The 20,156-nt window shown below is 50.5% G+C and carries 19 protein-coding genes; 4 read left to right on the top strand and 15 right to left on the bottom strand.

Annotated features, from left to right (window positions below; genetic code table 11):
* Positions 1-9 precede the first annotated feature (9 nt).
* From AC3QL0_RS06985 to AC3QL0_RS06930, 12 genes are all read right to left on the bottom strand, one after another.
* Positions 10-1,686, bottom strand: a complete 1,677-nt coding sequence (locus tag AC3QL0_RS06985) for a TRAP transporter large permease (RefSeq protein WP_493010952.1) — start codon at positions 1,684-1,686, stop codon at positions 10-12.
* 5 nt (positions 1,687-1,691) lie between these two features.
* On the bottom strand, positions 1,692-2,324 hold the full coding sequence (locus AC3QL0_RS06980) for a TRAP transporter small permease subunit (RefSeq protein WP_493010692.1): 633 nt from the start codon (positions 2,322-2,324) through the stop codon (positions 1,692-1,694).
* 94 nt (positions 2,325-2,418) lie between these two features.
* Positions 2,419-3,261, bottom strand: a complete 843-nt coding sequence (gene truA / locus AC3QL0_RS06975; RefSeq protein ID WP_493010691.1) for a tRNA pseudouridine(38-40) synthase TruA — start codon at positions 3,259-3,261, stop codon at positions 2,419-2,421.
* The gene (locus tag AC3QL0_RS06970; protein WP_493010690.1) at positions 3,258-4,661 is read right to left on the bottom strand and encodes a type IV pilus assembly protein FimV; all 1,404 of its coding nucleotides are present in this window, start codon (positions 4,659-4,661) and stop codon (positions 3,258-3,260) included. The genes truA and AC3QL0_RS06970 overlap by 4 nt, the downstream gene beginning before the upstream one ends.
* Positions 4,662-5,783: an aspartate-semialdehyde dehydrogenase gene (gene asd, locus AC3QL0_RS06965; protein WP_493010689.1), complete on the bottom strand. Its 1,122-nt coding sequence runs from the start codon at positions 5,781-5,783 to the stop codon at positions 4,662-4,664. It abuts the gene before it with no gap.
* 22 nt (positions 5,784-5,805) lie between these two features.
* Positions 5,806-6,882: a 3-isopropylmalate dehydrogenase gene (leuB, locus tag AC3QL0_RS06960; protein ID WP_493010688.1), complete on the bottom strand. Its 1,077-nt coding sequence runs from the start codon at positions 6,880-6,882 to the stop codon at positions 5,806-5,808.
* Between the two features lie 113 nt (positions 6,883-6,995).
* Positions 6,996-7,646, bottom strand: a complete 651-nt coding sequence (gene leuD, locus AC3QL0_RS06955; protein WP_430223469.1) for a 3-isopropylmalate dehydratase small subunit — start codon at positions 7,644-7,646, stop codon at positions 6,996-6,998.
* A gap of 2 nt (positions 7,647-7,648) precedes the next feature.
* A complete protein-coding gene (leuC, locus tag AC3QL0_RS06950) occupies positions 7,649-9,061 on the bottom strand; it encodes a 3-isopropylmalate dehydratase large subunit (RefSeq protein ID WP_493010687.1) in 1,413 nt (470 codons plus the stop codon).
* A gap of 188 nt (positions 9,062-9,249) precedes the next feature.
* Positions 9,250-10,089, bottom strand: coding sequence for a M48 family metallopeptidase (locus AC3QL0_RS06945; protein WP_493010686.1), 840 nt, complete (start codon positions 10,087-10,089; stop codon positions 9,250-9,252).
* Between the two features lie 9 nt (positions 10,090-10,098).
* The gene (gene aroC / locus AC3QL0_RS06940; protein ID WP_493010685.1) at positions 10,099-11,163 is read right to left on the bottom strand and encodes a chorismate synthase; all 1,065 of its coding nucleotides are present in this window, start codon (positions 11,161-11,163) and stop codon (positions 10,099-10,101) included.
* A 73-nt stretch (positions 11,164-11,236) separates the two neighbouring features.
* Positions 11,237-12,712, bottom strand: a complete 1,476-nt coding sequence (locus tag AC3QL0_RS06935) for a protein adenylyltransferase SelO (protein ID WP_493010684.1) — start codon at positions 12,710-12,712, stop codon at positions 11,237-11,239.
* A gap of 2 nt (positions 12,713-12,714) precedes the next feature.
* The gene (locus tag AC3QL0_RS06930) at positions 12,715-13,113 is read right to left on the bottom strand and encodes a DUF2069 domain-containing protein (protein ID WP_493010683.1); all 399 of its coding nucleotides are present in this window, start codon (positions 13,111-13,113) and stop codon (positions 12,715-12,717) included.
* A 72-nt stretch (positions 13,114-13,185) separates the two neighbouring features.
* Here AC3QL0_RS06930 and AC3QL0_RS06925 point away from each other — a divergent pair, with 72 nt between their 5' ends.
* A complete protein-coding gene (locus AC3QL0_RS06925; protein WP_493010682.1) occupies positions 13,186-14,538 on the top strand; it encodes a YihY family inner membrane protein in 1,353 nt (450 codons plus the stop codon).
* The gene (locus tag AC3QL0_RS06920; protein ID WP_135864811.1) at positions 14,531-14,989 is read left to right on the top strand and encodes a CBS domain-containing protein; all 459 of its coding nucleotides are present in this window, start codon (positions 14,531-14,533) and stop codon (positions 14,987-14,989) included. Before AC3QL0_RS06925 ends, AC3QL0_RS06920 begins: the two co-directional genes overlap by 8 nt.
* A gap of 7 nt (positions 14,990-14,996) precedes the next feature.
* Here AC3QL0_RS06920 and dusA read toward each other — a convergent pair whose 3' ends face one another.
* Positions 14,997-16,025: a tRNA dihydrouridine(20/20a) synthase DusA gene (dusA, locus tag AC3QL0_RS06915; protein ID WP_493010681.1), complete on the bottom strand. Its 1,029-nt coding sequence runs from the start codon at positions 16,023-16,025 to the stop codon at positions 14,997-14,999.
* Between the two features lie 216 nt (positions 16,026-16,241).
* On the opposite strand from dusA, the gene AC3QL0_RS06910 reads away from it, so the two are divergent.
* Positions 16,242-17,213 (top strand): homoserine kinase, encoded by a 972-nt coding sequence (locus AC3QL0_RS06910; protein ID WP_493010680.1) that lies wholly within the window; start codon positions 16,242-16,244, stop codon positions 17,211-17,213.
* Positions 17,214-17,223: 10 nt separating this feature from the next.
* Positions 17,224-18,027 (top strand): BPSS1780 family membrane protein, encoded by an 804-nt coding sequence (locus AC3QL0_RS06905; RefSeq protein ID WP_493010679.1) that lies wholly within the window; start codon positions 17,224-17,226, stop codon positions 18,025-18,027.
* Between the two features lie 395 nt (positions 18,028-18,422).
* Here the strand turns inward: AC3QL0_RS06905 and AC3QL0_RS06900 are convergent, their stop codons facing one another.
* Complete coding sequence (locus tag AC3QL0_RS06900; RefSeq protein ID WP_493010678.1) at positions 18,423-19,241, bottom strand: type II secretion system F family protein; 819 nt, start codon at positions 19,239-19,241, stop codon at positions 18,423-18,425.
* 53 nt (positions 19,242-19,294) lie between these two features.
* The gene (locus tag AC3QL0_RS06895; RefSeq protein WP_493010677.1) at positions 19,295-20,143 is read right to left on the bottom strand and encodes a type II secretion system F family protein; all 849 of its coding nucleotides are present in this window, start codon (positions 20,141-20,143) and stop codon (positions 19,295-19,297) included.
* Between the last annotated feature and the right edge of the window lie 13 nt (positions 20,144-20,156).

The following is a 20,156-nucleotide window of genomic DNA, read 5'->3' as shown; positions in this document are numbered from 1 at the left end:
AACCACTATTTACTGAAATGCATTACCAGCATCGGAACCAAACGGGTCTCCGTAAGAATCCGAGCCATAAACGTCGTCTACACCAAACTCGATCGTAGACTCATCTAGCATGACTTCGTTGCCTTTGTAGTGCGTGACTATACCTGGGAATACCAACACCACTACGATCATCAGCACCTGAATCACGATAAATGGTACGGAGCCCCAATAGATATCGCCTGTCGTAACTTTGGCAATACGTTGTCCTGTCACGCCATCGGTGTAATCCTCTTTGGGTGCCACTGAACGCAAGAAGAACAACGCAAAACCAAACGGCGGGTGCATGAAGGATGTTTGCATATTCACGGCCAACAACACACCAAACCAAATCAGGTCAATGCCCATCTTATCAGCAACCGGCCCCAAGAGCGGCACGATAATAAAGGCCAACTCAAAGAAGTCTAGGAAGAACGCCAGCAAGAAGGTGAACACGCTAACGAAGATCAGGAAGCCCCACTCACCGCCAGGCAAGTCAATCAACAAGCTTTCTACCCACAAATCACCGTTAATACCACGGAAGCTCAGAGTAAAGATGGTAGAACCTACCAAGATAAACACTACAAAGCAGGAAAGCTGTGTAGTCGCTGTCATTGCTTGCTTCAGCTGGGTCCACGACAAACGTCGGCGAGAAACGGCCATCAAGATAGCGCCCACAGCCCCCATCGCCCCACCCTCTGTTGGTGTAGCCACACCAATAAAGATGGTACCCAGCACCAAGAAGATCAAGAACAGCGGTGGAATCATCACAAAGGTGACGCGCTCAGCGATCTGCGACAACATGTTCAGTTTCAACACACGATTCAGAATCGCAATGATCCAGGCCGTAGCTCCCCACAGCATCATGATGATCACAACGTGCTCATCAATAGGAATACTTGGGTGTGTACTGAAGTAATGCATGGAACCAAAGTGTGCAGCCAAAGCAGCCACAATGGTTAATACCAACAGCGATTTCAACCCACGCGAACCATTAGGCTCTATGTAGACACGGGCCTCTTCTGGCAATGCGGGTACTTTGTTTGGACGCACAATGGCAACAATAACCACATACACAATGTAGGACAGTGCCAAGAGCAAACCAGGCAGCATCGCGCCACGGTACATATCGCCAATAGAGCGGCCCAATTGGTCAGCCAAAATAATCAGTACGATAGAAGGCGGAATAATCTGCGATAACGTACCCGAGGCTGCAATCACCCCCGTTGCTAATCGACGGTCATAACCGTAGCGCAACATAATGGGCAGCGAGATCAAGCCCATGGAAATCACAGACGCAGAAATCACCCCAGTAGTAGCTGCCAACATCGCACCTACCAGTACCACCGCAATAGCCAGACCGCCGCGCAACGGGCCAAACAATTGGCCGATGGTGTCTAGCAAGTCTTCCGCCATACCTGAACGTTCAAGTATCAGCCCCATTAGCGTAAAGAACGGTACCGCCAAGAGCGTGTCATTGGCCACAATACCGAAAATACGTTGCGGCAGCGCTTGGAACAGCGCTGGTTGCATCAAGTTCAGTTCAATCGCGAATAAACCGTACAGCACACCCGTTGCTGCTAGCGTGAACGCTACGGGGAAACCCAACAGCAAAAAGACAATCAAATTGACAAACATGATGGGTGCAATGTTTGCCACGACAAATTCCATCATGATCAATTCCTATTCTGTTTTTGTTGTAGTCGCTCAAGTTGGCGTCTGTCGTTTTCTTCTGCCACTTTGCGAATGTCTTCAGCAATTTCCAGCTCAGCCTCTGCTACTTTAGGTGCTTCTAAAGGATCCGCACATTTACCGGCCAAAAAGCCGAACAAGCGAATCAGACGCGACACCCCAGACAGAATCAATAGTGCAAAGCCTATGGGAATCAACAGTTTTACAGGCCAACGAATTAAACCACCCGTGTTGGAGGATAATTCCATGGTTTCGTAAGACTGCCAAAAATAAGGAATCGCTAACCAGAACACCAAGATACATGCTGGCAACAAGAAAAACAGAATGCCAAATATTTCTATGTACACTTGTGTTTTGCGAGAGAAGCGCTGAGCCAGCACATCCACACGCACGTGTTCATTCAGCAAATAGGTATAGCCTGCCGCTAGCAAAAAGATAGCGCCAAACAAATACCATTGCAGCTCCAACCACGCATTGGAACTGACGCCAAACACTTTACGCACAATGGCGTTGCCCGCGCTAACCAGTACCACCAGTAGCGTGAGCCAAGCAACCGATTTCCCCACCACCGTATTCAGGCGGTCGATCAGCTGCGATAGACGTAATAACAATGTCATAAAAATAATGATGGTGAATAAGCCAGAGTGGATCTCAAGCGGCTACACCCACCTCGTAATGATGATGAAATTCCCTACCATTCACCACGATTAATCATGCGACACCTGGGTCTTCAGGCTCAGGTCGCGCTGGGATTATCCATGGCCCCAAATGCTGCTGGAACAACGTCAATGGATCCTGCATTGGCAGTTGTACCGCCTCTTCGTACTTTACGCCAGCTAGGTATAGCCCGTCTGGTGCAAATGTAGGAGGAGCATACTGCCGATCACGCCGCTCGATCAGAGCCGGTATGTCGGAAGCATCAAGGCGGCCATAGCCCGCGTAGAGCAAAGTTCCCATCAAATTACGAACCATATGATGGAGAAACGCATTGGCCACAAAACGGAATACATAGAAACTGCCGGACTTTTGTATGTCGATGGCGTGTATCTCTCTTACCGGGCTTTTGGCCTGGCAATCCGTCGATCTAAAACTACTAAAATCATGTGTGCCCACAAAATGTTCTGCGGCACGACGCATGCGTTCGATATCCAATGGGCGAAATACCCAGCCTACTTTCCCATCAAGCAATGGAGAGCGTACATTGGCTTCGCGCAATACATAAAAATACGTACGTTGTCTAGCAGAAAATCGCGCATGAAAGGTGTCATCCACCTCTTGCGCCCACTGCACAGAAATAGAGCTAGGCAGGAAGGCGTTTAAGCCACTTACCCACGCTTGAGCTGAGCGTTTTACAGGAGGGTCCAGATGCACCACTTGGTTAAGTGCATGCACACCTCTATCCGTTCTGCCCGCACAACAAACGGCAACCGGCTGCCCTACAAACTTCAATAATGCGTTTTCTAATTCCGACTGCACAGATGGCAGCACGGGTTGACGCTGCCATCCGTACCATGCACTGCCGTCATAGCATATGCCCAGTGCTACACGATTCATGAAGGCTTACGCTCCGAAGGCGTGGGCTCATCAGACGGCGGTACATCCAAATCTAGATTAATTTTTTCTAGCTTCTCACGCACCATTTCCGGTGTGACCGGAGCGGGAGAATCAACTTCGGCGCGACTGTTATTAGCGCGACGCAATACCCAAACAGTAATAATGACAATCAATGCCAGCAATGCTGACATCACAATGAGCAAATGCTCTTGAATCCAAGACAAAGTACTATCCGTATCAGTGGTTGTTGATGTGTTCTGTGCGACTGGCTCTGCTGTGGTAACAGCAGTTGTCACTGGTTCGTTTTTGTCTGCCTCACTAGCAGCCGTGCCTGGCGTAGGTTGTTGTCCCGCCGCATTGGCTGCACCCGCTTTCTGCTGTTCGGCAGCAAGCGCTTCTTGTTCGCTCAATGCCGAAGAAAGCTGGCGTACATTTTCTTCTAATTGTTCTACATTCTCGCTGGCGTCACGCAATGCTTGTGCGGTAGCCACGCTTTGATCTTGCTTAACGCTATCTGCCCATGATTCAGTGCTAAGCGTTAACGTGTCGCCTTTAGCAGCTCGCTCTGTAGGGGCGGCTGGCGCTTGAGGGGCAGCTTGGCCTGTAGTAGCCTCTTCTGAGGCTAACGCAGGCGCTTTATTGTCAGCCAAACCACGTTTGTACTGTGCATACCAGTCTGCTTGCTCACCAAACAGTTTACGGGCTTCAGCATCGCTATAAGCTTGCAATTGAGCTTCCGTAGGCGCGCTAAGCGTACTGCCTGCTCGCAACAAGTTCATGTTGCCATGCTGGAACGCATCAGGATTAGCCGCTAACAATGCCGCCATGTACTGGTATGTACTGACACCTTCAGGTGTACGCTTGGCCGCAATAGTGCTTAAGTTGTCACCTTTACGCACTTTGTAGCTATCGCCACTGCCAGCCGTAGCGGCTACGCTACGAGTGCCGTAACTACTGCTTGTTGACGCTGCTGCGGTACTGGGTAACTGCAAGGATTCAGCCACTTTGGCAGCATTAACCACGCTCACTTGGTGGCGCTGCAAACCAGATGACGACTGAATATCCAGTAAAACGTCGATGACTTTGGCATCTACCGCTTGTGGGCTACGCAAAATAACTTGCGACTTTCCCGGCTGCAGTTCAATCTGCCATCCCTCTAACGCAACGGGCGGGGTTAACCCCGCCTGCTGCCATTGTTCCCGATCAGGAAACTGTATGCTAAGCGTTTCGTCTGGCTTCCAATCTCGTAACGCCACACTTAACACTAGCGGCTGCGCCGGTTGCGACAAGAGGCGAGCCCTGCCCACCTCTACCGCATACGCTGAATGCGCAGCCAAAGCCGTCATTGATGCCAATGCAAGAAAACTTACAGTACGCAACGATAAACGGCTGGTTTTCATTTACAGTTCCCCTAAGGTGATCATCAGCATGCGGCGCAGCGGCTCTGCAGCACCCCACAACAATTGATCGCCTACGGTGAAAGCGCTGATGTACTCAGGGCCCATACCCAGTTTGCGCACACGGCCCACAGGAATGTCCATCGTACCGGTCACAGCGATAGGAGTCAGTTGCTCCATAGTGGCTTGTTTTTCGTTAGGAATCAGTTTGGACCAATCGCTAGTGTTAGCGATGATTTCATTGATTTCATCCAACGGTACGTCTTTGCGCAGTTTGATGGTTAGCGCTTGGCTGTGGCAACGCAAAGCACCAATACGTACACACAAACCGTCTACTACCACGTGATCTTGGCCCTGACGACCCAAAATCTTGTTGGTTTCTACGCCACCTTTCCACTCTTCGCGGGACATACCATCACCCAGATCGGAGTCGATCCAAGGAATCAGGCTGCCGCCCAGTGGTACGCCAAACTGCACGCTGCTCAGGCTAGGATCTTTCTGCTTTTGCAGAATACCGCGATCAATGTCCAAAATAGCCGATGCTGGGTCATCCAATTGTGCTTTAACAGCGGCGTTCAAGTCGCCAAACTGTGTCAGCAATTCGCGCATGTGTTGTGCGCCGCCGCCTGAAGCTGCTTGGTAAGTCATGGAGGTCATCCACTCTACCAAGTTGTGTTTGAACAAACCGCCCAAGCCCATTAGCATGCAGCTAACAGTACAGTTACCACCGATAAACTGTTTCACGCCTTTAGCCAGACCAGCGTCGATAACGTCGCGGTTTACTGGATCAAGCACGATGATGGAGTTATCGTCCATACGCAATGAACTGGCAGCGTCAATCCAAACGCCAGTCCAGCCAGCTGCGCGCAATTTGCCATACACCTCTTTGGTGTAGTCCCCACCTTGAGCCGTCACAATAATAGGCAGCTTTTTCAGGCTGTCTATATCGTAGGCATTTTGCAAGGCTCCTGCGCCTGCTGCCCATTCCGGTGCTGCTCCACCAGCATTACTGGTAGAGAAAAATACCGGCTCAAATCGTGAGAAATCGTTCTCTTCGCGCATGCGTTGCATGAGGACCGAGCCCACCATGCCACGCCAACCGACTAGGCCTACCGCTTGTTTCATGAATAATCACCTAAAAACCAAATTAACCCAATGCCTTAAGCACTGCATCCCCCATTTCGCGAGTACCCACCAACTGAGTACCTGCTTCATAGATGTCTGCTGTGCGTAACCCTTGCTCTAACACCTGGCGCACTGCATTTTCTACACGTACTGCCTGAGCATTTTCATTCAGTGAGTAGCGCAGCAACATCGCTGCGGACAAAATGGTTGCCAAGGGGTTGGCTTTGTTCTGACCAGCGATGTCAGGAGCGGAGCCGTGGCTAGGCTCATACAGACCTTGTTGCGACGCATTCAAGGATGCAGAAGGCAACATGCCGATGGAACCCGTCAACATCGCTGCCTCGTCTGATAGTATGTCACCAAAAAGATTACCCGTCACGATTACGTCGAATTCTTTTGGTGCACGAACCAGTTGCATGGCCGCATTGTCTACATACATGTGGCTCAATGCAACATCCGGGTACTCTTTCGCTACATCAATCATAATGTCACGCCAGAATTGCGAGGTTTCCAGCACGTTGGCTTTGTCTACGCTGCACAGCTTACCTTGGCGTTTTTGTGCGGCTTGGAATGCCACATGTGCAATACGGCGCACTTCGCTTTCAGCGTAATGCATGGTGTCAAAGCCTTGACGCTCACCGGCAAAGTTGCCTTCGCTCACGGTGCGCACGCCACGTGGCTGACCAAAGTAAATGTCGCCTGTCAGTTCACGGATGATTAGGATATCCAAACCCGAAACGATTTCTGGCTTCAACGACGATGCATTGGCCAACTGAGGGTACAAAATCGCAGGACGCAGGTTCGCAAACAAACCCAAGGCTTTACGCAAACCCAAAATCGCTTGTTCTGGACGCAGTTCACGTGCCAAGGAATCGTATTTCCAATCGCCCACCGCACCAAACAGCACTGCTGCGGATGACTTAGCCAACTCTAATGTTGCTGGCGGCAAAGGATGGCCGTGCAAGTCATAGGCTGCACCACCAACGGGTGCATGATGCAATTCCAGATCCAAACCCAGAGCGGTTAGAACGCGCGCGGCCTGTTCCGTAATTTCGGTACCAATGCCATCACCGGGTAATACTGCGATTTTTGTAGACATACGTTTTCCTGTGGTGTTGTAACGAACCGTGCGGTGTTCACACTATGTTCTGTGTGTGGCTTGCCCATGATCTGAACAAACCACACGGCCGCCTAGCAGCCGTGTGTTAAGAATTAAGCAGATGGGTTACCCACCAACCAAGGGTGTTGCGCCAAACGCTGGGCTTCAAATGCCTTGATAGTTTCTGCTTTTTGCAAAGTCTGGCCGATTTCATCTAAACCTTTGAGCAAACTTTGTTTGCGAAAGGCATCGATCTCAAAGCCATACTCTTGGCCGTCTTCAGCAATCACTTTCTGGCGCTCCAGATCAATGCTCAACTGATAGCCTTCTTTGGCCTGCACAGCATCAAACAGCTTAGCGACTACATCCTCAGGCAGGATGATGGGCAACAAACCATTTTTGAAGCTGTTATTAAAGAAAATATCGGCAAACGATGGGGCAATAATGGCTCTAAAACCGTATTGCAACAACGCCCATGGCGCGTGCTCACGGCTAGAACCGCAACCAAAGTTTTTACGTGCCAACAAGATAGAAGCACCTTGGTAGCGCGGCTGGTTCAGCACGAACTCTGGGTTCAGAGGACGTTTGCTGTTATCCATACCTGGTTCACCGTGATCCAGATAACGCAGTTCATCAAACAAGTTAGGGCCAAAGCCAGTACGTTTGATGGACTTCAAAAACTGTTTAGGGATGATCAAGTCGGTGTCCACGTTTTCGCGGTCCAACGGAGCAACCATTCCTTTGTGAGTAGTAAAAGCTTGCATGATTAGTGCTCCTGACTCAATTGACGTACATCGGCAAAGCTACCTACTACAGCGGCAGCAGCAGCCATGGCTGGGCTAACCAAGTGTGTACGTCCACCCTGCCCCTGACGGCCTTCAAAATTTCGGTTGGATGTGGAAGCACAACGCTCACCGGGTTCCAAACGGTCGGCGTTCATCGCCAAACACATGGAACAACCAGGCTCACGCCACTCGAAACCGGCTTCAACAAAGATTTTGTCCAAACCCTCTTTTTCAGCTTGTTGCTTCACCAAACCAGAGCCTGGTACCACGATAGCCTGTTTGACGTTTTTCGCCACTTTACGGCCACGTGCAACTTCAGCAGCAGCACGCAAGTCTTCGATACGTGCGTTGGTACAGGAACCAATAAACACTTTATCAATTGCAATGCTAGTCAATGGCTGGTTGGCTTCCAAACCCATGTACTGCAACGCGCGGATAATACCTTCGCGGCGTACTGGATCTTTTTCATTCTGTGGATCAGGCACATTGGCATCCACTGGCAACACCATTTCTGGCGATGTACCCCATGTCAATTGAGGTTTGATATCTGCGGCATCAATGCGAACCACCGCATCAAATTGCGCGCCATCATCGCTTTTCAATGTATTCCAGTACTCAACCGCTTGATCCCACTGCGCACCTTTAGGGGAGTAAGGACGACCACGGAAGTACTCAACGGTTTTATCATCCACCGCTACCATGCCCGAACGCGCACCGGCCTCAATAGCCATGTTGCACACGGTCATACGACCTTCCATGCTCAGCGCTTGTACTGCTGAACCACCGAATTCGATGGCATAGCCTGTACCACCCGCAGTACCGATCACACCAATAACGTGCAAGATCAAATCTTTAGCCGTACAGCCTGCTGGCAAATCACCGTTTACCTCTACCAACATGCTCTTGCTTTTTTTCATCAGCAAGGTTTGGGTAGCTAATACGTGCTCAACCTCAGAAGTACCTATACCGAAGGCCAACGCCCCCATCGCACCGTGCGTACTGGTGTGTGAGTCACCGCACACAATGGTCATGCCCGGCAACGTTGCGCCTTGCTCTGGGCCGATGATGTGCACGATACCCTGACGCTGGTCGTCCATATCGAACAGAGTCACACCAAATTTCCGGCAGTTTTCTTCCAGCGTATCTACCTGCAATTTGGAGATAGGATCCGCGATACCCGCCGCACGTGATGTAGTAGGAACGTTGTGGTCTGCTACGGCAAGGTTGGCGCTGATACGCCAAGGCTTACGGCCAGCCAGCTCCAGCCCTTCAAAGGCTTGGGGACTAGTCACTTCATGCAGTAACTGGCGGTCGATATAGAGCAAACAGGTGCCATCGTCTTCACGGTGCACCACGTGGCTGTCAAACAGCTTGTCGTATAAAGTTTTTGCCATAACAGACTCTCAATCAATCAGAACAAGCGAAACGCTGTTATTTCGCGATGGATTCATTATGCCCGTCTCTAAAACCAGCACAAGACCATTAGTTATACTAGTATTGGGAGTACCACCTTACCTCCCAAAAAACACAAAGCGGGTTCTGAGACTCGCCCAAAACCCGCTGTAGTCGGTGATGCTTCACCCTACTGTTTTTTTGTTTCCAAATACAAAGGCATCACCAGTTCTGCCGCCACACGTAGTTCATCAATACGGCTTTGCGGAGACGGGTGCGTAGACAAGAGATCTGACTCATTGCCGTTTCTGCCCGACATGCTAATCATTTTTTCCCAAAAACTAATGGCTGCCCTAGGGTCATAACCCGCACGAGCGGCAAGTTCAACACCGATTAGATCAGCTTCTGCTTCGTGCGTACGGCTATTCGGCAAATGGAACATCACATCGGTTAGTGAACCACCCAAATCACCCACAGCCTGTGAGCCTACCACCGCCGACAAAATCGCCAAGCCAATACTGGTACCCATCTTATGGGACATTTGTTCACGTGAATGTTCGCGCAACGCATGAGCGATTTCATGCCCCATAACGGCAGCGAGTTCGTCGTCAGTGGCCTTGAGTCTATCTATTAAACCGGTATACACCGCCATTTTTCCGCCTGGCATACACCACGCGTTGAGCTCATCCGACTTCAGTACGTTGACCTGCCAGTCCCACTGCAAAGCGTCCGGCCTAAACACCGGCACTTGATTGATAATCTTGGCGGAAATTTCTCGTACACGACGAACCTGCTCCGCGTTCGGTGATAATGCACCTTGTGCTTGGGCTTGAGCCAATGTTTCGTTGTAGTTCTGCGCAGCCGCTAAATTCAGCTCCTGCTCGGGAACAAAACTAGACATAAACTGCTTACGTTGTATGCCGACAACGCCACTCGCCGTGGTATCTACTGCAGCACACCCCGTCAAAATGATGGTGGCACAAGCCGCCGCCACTATACATGCCTTACGCCATACCCCGAACAGGCTCATACGCAATCCTTACCACTGCCCACACTGAGCACGTTGGCGCAACGCTTGATCCATCAGCACGATGGCCAATAGCGCTTCAGCAATAGGTGTGGCACGTATACCCACACAAGGATCATGACGACCCAATGTTTGTACCTCTACAGGCTCGCCTTGCTGCGTAATGGAGGGGCGTTTGATGCGAATACTGGAGGTAGGTTTAATCGCCAACGACACACGAATGTCTTGGCCGGAAGAAATACCGCCCAAAATACCACCTGCGTGATTCGAGGCAAAACCGTCAGGCAAAATTGCATCGCCGTGCTCAGAGCCACGTTGCGACACACTTTCAAAGCCATCACCGATCTCTACGCCTTTCACCGCATTCAACCCCATCATCGCGTAAGCAATGTCAGCGTCCAGACGACCATAAATAGGCTCACCCAAACCGGCTGGCACGCCCTCAGCGATCACCTCAATACGTGCACCAATGGAGTCCCCCTCTTTACGCAGGGCATCCATAAAGGCTTCCAGTTCAGGAACTACGGCTGCATCGGCTGCATAGAACGGGTTATTAGGCACGTCATCCCAGCTTTTGAATGGGATGACGATAGGGCCTAGTTGACTCATGTAACCACGAATCACCGTTTTGAACTCCGCTGCTAACCATTTCTTGGCAATCGCACCGCCTGCAACGGTCGGCGCTGTCAAACGCGCAGAAGAACGACCGCCACCGCGAGGATCACGGTGCTGGTACTTGCGCCAGTAGGTGTAATCAGCATGACCAGGGCGGAAGGTTTCCAGCAAATTACCGTAATCTTTACTGCGCTGATCGGTATTGCGAATCAACAAAGCTATAGGTGCACCGGTAGTTTTACCTTCGTACACACCAGACAAAATCTCAACCTGATCGGCTTCTTGACGCTGCGTAACATGGCGCGATGTGCCAGGTCTACGGCGGTCTAGTTCTAGCTGAATATCTTCAACACTCAGTTCTAATCCGGGCGGACAGCCATCTACCACAGCACCAATGGCTGGGCCGTGAGACTCCCCAAAATTCGTTACACGAAATAAGCTACCTAAAGTATTTGCAGACATAAACAGTTCGGTTTATAGGCCAATCGAAAGCAGAATTATGGCATTAAAGCCGGGAGCATGCACCGTGTACAAGCTAGGATGAGCAACTCAGGGCGATGGATTGCGCCTCGGGCGGGGGAACTTCCGCATAGCGCTCGTATCCAGCACGTTCTTCAAATGGGTTACTTAACACCGTAAACAAATCAGACAATACTGATGCATCGCCCTTTTCTGCGGCAGCAATCGCTTGTTGTGCCAAGTAGTTACGCAACACATACAGCGGATTGGCCGCATTCATGGACTGCTGACGCTGTGCGGTGGTTTGTTGATCAGCCTCTAGACGCACGCGGTATCTATCTACCCACGCACGCGCCTGATCTTGATCATGAAAACATTGCAAGAAAGCCTCAGGGTGTTTTTCTGCCCACGCCAACGCGCGGAAGCTCAAACTAAAGTCGGCTTGGTCTCTGTGCAGTAAACGCCACCAATCGTCAATCAGTTGCGTATCACCTTCCAGCCACTCTTGCCACCCCATTTTGCGGCACAGATTTTCTCTGTACCGCTCTAAGAACCACCCTTCGTACTGTTGCAATACAGGGTTCAGTGTTTCGGGCGTCGCCCCCAAGGTGGTCATGGCACTGGCTAATCTATAGAGATTCCAATGTCCAACTGAAGGCTGCTGATTCCATGCGTATCTGCCCTGTTGATCGGTTGTATTGCAGATATGGTTAGCCTGAAAAGCATCCATAAAGCCAAAGGGGCCAAAGTCTAAGGTCAGCCCCAAAATGGACATGTTGTCGGTATTCATCACACCGTGACAAAACCCCACGGTTAACCAGTCTGCCATCAGATAGGCGGTACGTTGGGTTACTTCTGTTAGCAACAAACGGGCTAACTCAGCATGATCCTCGCTGTGTTTGTACAGCGCAGGATAAAAATTTTGTACTACATAATGCAGTAATGTCTGCATTTCTTCGGGATGCCCTAACCAGTGCTCAAAAGAACCAAAACGCACAAAGCTAGGAGCAACTCGCGTCACGATGGCGGCACGCTCTACCGTTTCGCGGTACACCGGCACAGGTGAGGTCACAATAGCCAAGGCTTCAGTCGTTGGAATGCCCAAACCTTTCATGGCTACGCTGGCCAAATACTCACGCACCGACGACCGTATGACTGCTCTGCCATCCCCCATACGGGAATACGGTGTCAACCCTGAGCCTTTAAGCTGCAGCTCTTGTGTGCCCTGAGGCCCATCTATAGCCCCCAGCAAATGCGCACGCCCATCACCTAACTGCCCAGCCCACACACCAAACTGATGGCCGCTGTATACGGCAGCTAAGCTTCGCCCACCCGGCAATGGCGCATTACCTGACAACACGGCTAGCATCTCAGGCGAATGCAGCAGCACCTGACTCAACCCCAAACGCTGTGCTAAGTCATCGTTTGCATGCAGCAACTGAGCATCGCGCAAACCCGAGGGCTGCAGTAACGTGTAGAACGTTTCTGGCAATGACGACGCGAAACCATTGCTAACGTGCAAATCTTCTAGAGTAGAGGCCAACACCGACATGATTACTGCTCCTTGGCTGCAGCAGCCACTTGTTGCGCATGTGCTTTGGCCGCTTTTTTAGCAGGACGCAAATAGAAAATGGCACAAAAGTAAAACACCAACGACAAGATGATTTCAGCAATCGCACAGTACACCGATGCCGGGTTCGGGTCAGACCATGCGCGTACACAACCTTCCATGAAATACAGCAGAATCAGCATAGAAGACCACTGCAAGGTATAGATTTTCCCGCGCAAAATACCAGGCAAAGGCAAAATCAACGGCAATACCTTAAGTGCCATATACGACCCACCGGGGCGCAATGGCGCCAGCCACATTTCCCATGCTATGCAGAGGACAATCAGGCCTATTAACGATGCAGCGGCAACACGATGTAAAACGGGATTCAATTGAGCATTCATACTGGTATTATCGCCTAAGGCGGGTTAAAACCCTATACCATTGCACGCAGTCAGCTGGATGATTTTTTTACCATGACCAACCAACCGTCCCCTTCTATTGATGCTTTGGCACAGAAGGCGAAAACGCCCACCGCTTCTGGCCAACCTCAGCGCAAAAAACGTGAACTGGCTGCGGTCATGCTGCGGTGCATAGCCCAGCGACGCTTAACGCAAGTCGCATCCAGCCTCACTTACACCACCATTCTGGCAGCTGTGCCACTACTAGCTGTAGTGCTGTCCCTGTTCACGGCATTCCCTCTTTTCTCTGATTTTCGTGAAGCGTTAGAAAACTTCTTCACCACGAATCTGATGCCCGAGGCCGTGTCTGACACGATCATGTCCTACCTAAATCAGTTTGCTGCAAAGGCCTCTAGCCTCACTGCCATTGGTAGCTTGTTTTTGATCATTACGTCCATCATGTTGATTTCAACCATTGATGGTACGTTAAACGATATTTGGCAGGTTAATACTCAGCGCCCCATCGCACAGCGCCTGTTGGTGTACTGGGCATTGCTGTCTTTAGGGCCTATATTGGGCGGTGCTAGTCTTTGGGCTACTACTATGCTTGCCCGTGAATCCATGGGCTATATCAGTAGTTTTGGGATTGTGATTTCATTACTGCTGTCTGCCCTGCCTTTTCTACTGACCGTACTGAGCTTTACCGCACTCTTTACCTTCGTGCCCAATTGCCATGTGCGCTGGCGTGACGCTTTTGTAGGTGGTGTACTCGTCGCTTTCTTCCTAGAACTGCTGAAAGCAGGCTTTGCGTTTTACCTGACTAAATTCCCGACCTACACCTTAATTTATGGTGCATTTGCCACCATCCCTATTTTCTTGCTCTGGGTGTATTTGTCGTGGTTAGTTGTGCTGCTAGGCGCCTCGTTTGCCGCTATTCTTCCTGATATACGTAGACACCGTGACCCTAACGAAAAACACTACTTAGGTGAGTCATTCTTGCATGCGCTCAGCATGTTGCACAGCCTGTGGCTACAGCGCGGCCACACACCAGTAGGCTTGCCAGTGGAGCAATTAAGCGACACTTTGGCTCACGACGCTCACGAGCTAACCCGTACGCTACTGACGCTTAAAAAGTTGGGATATGTCGCTAACACCCAAGAAAACAACCGTGAACGCTGGGTTTTAGCCTGCGACCCTGCCCAAACTGACCTTGCCGCACTCGTTGACACCTTCCTGTTAAATAGGTCTCAACCCAGCACTGAAGTGGGCAATGGTGTAGCCTTAATAATGAACGCCACCTTGGCTAATCCTCATCTGCGTCTACAGCAGTTGTTTGAACAGCCTGGGTTGCTGGAAGATATATCTGAATCCATACAAAAAAAATTAAGCACGTCACTTAATGCAGCACAGGAGCCCTCGTATGCTTAAAGTTAGTGAAATTTTACGAGTCAAAGGGGATATTCTCTACACCGCGACTCCTGACATGGCGATTGATACCGCAATTCAAATCATGAGCGAACAAGACATCGGTTCACTGGTGATTATGGAACATGGTCAATTGGCCGGGATGCTCACGTTCAGGGAAATCATTCGCTATTTGCACAAAGCCCAACACGGCACTACAGCCACTACGGTGCGCGCCATCATGGATGACGCACCAGTAAGCGTGACGCCCAACACCAGCGCTGACGAAGTACAGCGCCTGATGTTAGACAATCATGCACGCTACATTCCCGTCATGGACGGCCCCACATTGCAAGGGGTGATTTCGTTCTACGATATGTCCAAAGCCATCGTGAAGGCTCAGCAGTTTGAAAACACCATGCTGAAAGCCTACATTCGCGACTGGCCATCAGACCAAGGCAACTCCGCTGCCTAATCTTTGGTTACGCTGCAGGCTCGTTTTGACGGGCTTGCAGTGCTTCCCACGCTGCCAGTAATACTTCTGGCTCATTCTTATTCATAATTGTTGCGTCAGATAACGTTCTACGCCACTGACGTGCACCAGGCAAACCATGTGGCCAGCCCAACATCGCACGCGTTGCCATACGTATATTCAGATCTTGCGCCACTAATGCCTGCGCATAACCGTACATACGCTGCACGATTTCAGCACCGTCCATATACGTATCTTCTGGCCATAAATGTTGGCTAATCTCGCGCAACACCGCTGGCGTATGCCATGCTGCTCTGCCCAACATCACCCCATCAAAGCCAGCCAACTCGTCTAACGATTGCTGCGTCGTTGCCAAGCCACCGTTCAACACGAATGTCGCATCCGGGAAGTCTTTAGTGAGCTGACGTGCATAGTCATAACGCAGCGGTGGAATCTCACGGTTCTCTTTGGGTGATAAGCCTTTGAGCACCGCATTACGTGCATGCACCACAAACACACGCACACCAGCTTCATACAAAATACCGACGAAATTCTGGGCAAAGCTATAGTCTTGTTCGTAATCCAAGCCTAAACGGTGCTTGACTGTGACTGGCACACTCACCACATCCTGCATCGCTTTTACACAGTCAGCCACCAAATTAGGCTCTGCCATCAAACAAGCACCAAACGCCCCTTTCTGCACACGCTCGGAAGGACAACCACAATTGAGGTTAATTTCGTCGTAACCCCATTGCTCGCCCAGCTTAGCGCTATGGGCTAATGCCGCCGGCTCACTGCCTCCCAACTGCAAAGCCACAGGGTGCTCACTCGCGTCATAATCCAGTAAACGCGGCACATCACCATACTGCAATGCGCCTGTGGTGATCATTTCAGTGTACAGCCTTGCACGTGGTGCCAACATTCTATGAAAGAAACGGCAATGCTTATCCGTTACGTCAATCATAGGGGCTACGCAAAGCGTCCAATCTGCTTTGTTCGTAGACGCCGTATTGGCTATAACGTTTGAAAGTCCTGACACACACTCACCTGCTGAAAATGGGGCAAAAACAGCATTTTACGCCAGAACTCACCGGCATTTTTCTCTTTCCCCTGCGATAGCGATGACTAAGCACTAATAAATGTAGGTAACTCGCGCCTAAGCTATTCACTACAAGCACTCAAACAGGTTAAAGTAAAGGGTTAAGTCTTGCGCCATATCATCGCGCTATCCCAACTTTTTTGCATTTTTCATACTATGGCTGTTTTTACTACTGTTTCTGAAAAGGACGCTCAGCAATTGCTTAGCTCATACGACTTGGGCGACTTGGTCAATCTGCGCGGTATTTCAGCAGGCATAGAAAACACCAACTACTTCCTGACCACGACTCGTGGCGAGTATGTGCTCACACTGTTTGAGGTGCTAACTGCTGAGCAGTTGCCTTTTTACATTGAGTTAATGCACCACTTGGCTGAGCGCAACATTCCCGTCCCTAAGCCTCAGGCACTAAAAAACGGTAAGTTGCTAACCAGCTTGAATGGCAAACCTACTGCTATTGTTAGTCTGCTACCAGGTCGCTACGAACCTGACCCAAGCCCTGCACACTGCATCTTAGCGGGCGACACCTTGGCCAAGGCCCACTTGGCAGCTCAAGACTTCGAAATTTACCAACCCAACCTACGCGGCTTGGCATGGTGGCAAAAAACCGTGCCGTCCATTTTGGAATTCTTAGATGACAGCCAACGCGAACTGCTGTTGACCGTACTATCTGAGCAAGAGGCCTTTGCACAAACAGACACCTACAAAAGCTTGCCATCTGGCCCCGCACACTGCGACTTGTTCCGCGATAACGTGCTTTTCAGTGGCACACCAGAAGCCCCACAAATGGGTGGCTTCATCGATTTCTACTTTGCCGGCTGCGATACATGGCTGTTTGACGTAGCAGTTAGCGTCAACGATTGGTGCATCAACCGCGAAGATGGTAGTTTTGACGACGCGAAGCTACAGGCTTGGTTGCAAGCCTACAATGCGGTTCGCCCTTTCACAGAGACTGAACAACAAGCGTGGCCCTATATGCTGCAAGCTGCTGCCCTGCGTTTCTGGGTTTCCCGCCTGTACGATTACTTCCGCCCACGCGAAGCGGAAACCCTAAAACCGCATGATCCCCGTCATTTTGAACGCGTGCTGCGTAATCGTCGTGACACCAGCACACCTCAACTCGTAGACTAAGAGACACTGTATGCAAGCTGTTTCCCTGCCCTTTCTCTATGGTTGGCTCTGGGTTCGAGAAGGTTACCGCCTTTTCATGCGTCAACCTATGGCCATGCTGTTCTGGAGCTTGGTCACCAACTTGCTGATCCATCTAAGCTATTTACTGCCGTTATTAGGCCAAATCGCTTTGCTGGTAGCTTCCCCCGCACTGACCTTCATCGTTCTAAACGCCAGCCACAATATCGCTAAAGGTCAGCAAATGCAGCTAGGCATGTGGACGGCACCTCTACGCCCTGCTAACGTGCGTAACCCATTAATCAAACTGGGTGCGCTCTACATGCTGGCCTGTTTGGCCGCAGGGCTACTGGCCACTATTCCATTCGTAGACAGCATCATGAGTGTGATGCCTGCACCAGGCGAGCCCGTAGATGAAGTTGCATTCATGCGTGCCTTACGCGCGCCCATGTTTGCCCTAATGGCTATCTACGTACTGGTGTCTGCGCTATTCTGGCATGCTCCTGCCCTCATTGGCTGGCACAACATTGCCATCAAACAAGCACTGTTCTATTCCATGGTGGCTTGCTGGCGCAACAAGTTCCCATTCATTTTGTATGGCCTATGTTGGTTAGTGCTGTACTTCTTGATGCAACAGTTGGATTTAATCTTGCTGTCTTCCGGCCTAGCCCCTAGCCTGCAACAGTTGATCCTGACACCGCTTAGCTTAGTCATTTTGGCGATTTTGTATGGTAGCTTCTACCCTATTTACCTGACGGTATTTGGTCCTAGCGCCATGGCATTAAATGCAGCCTCGCACCAAGACCCTGACCTGTAAACCCATCACAGCCAAGCATCACGCTGGCTGTTAACGCCTTTGCGCACACCTACGCCAACTCCCTAGCTCTTGCTCTAAGACTGATTGGCGTAGTTGCAGCACCCATCCAGGCATCTCAACCACCTCTACCGCATGCTTACAACCGTATATGCGGTTTGGCCGCATGAGCAACGGCCCCTTGAGTATTTCACCCTTTGCATCCAAGAAAAGCACTGCATGTGTGCTGTACAACCCCAGCGTATGCACCAATCTGCAGCCCTTGAAACACAAAACGGTATGAGCCCTTTCTGACATCGTTATACGATGCATACCAAAGAGCCTTGCCTGAAAACTTTGCATGCACCAAATATGACGCACACGCTGTTGTGCTGGTGATGTAGGCATACGATGTCACCCTAAAACAAGCTTTGCATCATTTGCATCACCAACGGAAAAGCAATCACTAAGAACGTGCAAGGCAAAATACAACTTACTACTGGGAAGAGCATTTTCACTGGCGCTTCTAGGGCTTGTTTTTCTGCGCGCAAAAAACGTTCTTGCCTATATTGATCTGCTTGCGCACGAAGTACGGTGCTGAGTGACAAGCCCATTTTCACGGCATTGTCTAAATTAGCGGAAAGCACAGACATCTCTACTAAACCGCTGTCCTGTACAAGGCGCTCAAAGCTTTGCTCTCTACTCATACCAGAACACATTCTAAACAAGGCTTGTTGTAGTAGCCTTTGCAAATCACCTGGCGGCAAACTTTCAGCAGCAGTTTGCAAAGCCAGCATCACACCAGCACCAGACTCTACCGACAACGCCAACACATCCAGAAAGAACGGATACTGGCAACGCTGTGCATGCAACCGGCTTTGGCGTTCTTGATAACGTTTCCACCAAGGCAATACCAACGTGACCCCTCCAGCCACAGCCGCCATACAAAAGTCCATTTCTTCGCTGTAGACAGCGCTGAGCACCAACACAATGAATGCAACGGTTAGCGCTTGCAAAAACAAACGCCCCAGCACCATATAGACCTCGGCATGCTGCTCTATGCCTAGCCAGATTGGTAATCGGTAACGCCATCGCCACGGCAATAACACCCACAATCTGCGCCCTAACGCACTATGCAGCCACACTAACCACTGATGCCATGCACGTTCTTGTACCTGCTCTGGTAATTGCCGCCATCTATTACGTAGCCAATACCCTATGCTCAGCGTGCTAGCCATTGTCGTAACAGCTACCAAAGCAAAGCTAATATATCCCCAGAGACCCTGCATACCTACACCCTAATCTGAGCAATCTTACGCATCATATGCAATCCAACACTCTCTAGTACCACGATCAAAGCTGCCACACCCCACCCTATGGGTTCAGACCAAAAACTCTGCATCAACTCGGGCTGCATCCAACTCAATGCCGCAGCAATCAAGAGCGGAATTGCTGCCATTACCCACGCTTGCAACGATGCTTGCGCCGTCAGGGTTTTAACCTTTTCCTCTAGATACAAGCGCATACGTAAACTATGGGCTAAACGTTCCAATACATCGCTGATACGCCCGCCACAGCGTTGAGAAACCTCGAGGCTTGCTGCCAATAACTGTGTGCCTTCATGTGGGATGCGGTTAGATAAGTTCATCACGGCTTGTTCCAGCCCTATGCCCAATCGTAGTTCACGCAAGCAAAGCTCCAGTTCAGCACGTAGTGGCGACTTGCTCTGAAGTGCTAACTGTTGAAACGCTACTTGCAACCCTAAGCCAGCTCGTGAGGCTGCCGCTAACGACTGAATAAAATCTGGCAACTGAGTGCAGACGCGTAAATGGCGCTTTTTCTGCAAATGTCGCATTGTTCTAGGCACCGCAATCAGCACTAAGACCGGAGCGACCCAAGCTAGCCAAACATTACCCGTGAGCCACCACCAGAGAAACACACTGAACAACAAGACCAAGCTAAAAAACACCGCCAGTACACGAGCATCCACAAACCAATACGCGGCTTCTAATACCGCCTGTGACTGAGCGTCTACTTGTTTCTTTTTCTGCTCGAATACTCCCCAAACCCTAGGTGCCGTCATCATCGTGAATGCTGCCACGGCCACCATTACTCCCAACAACGCGCCTATCCACCACATGCCAGCCTCCTTT

Source organism: Paenalcaligenes sp. GW821-LYS-B07-1 (genome assembly GCF_058803365.1).
Note: the sequence above shows the minus strand (reverse complement) of the source record. Positions and strands in the feature narration are given on the sequence as shown.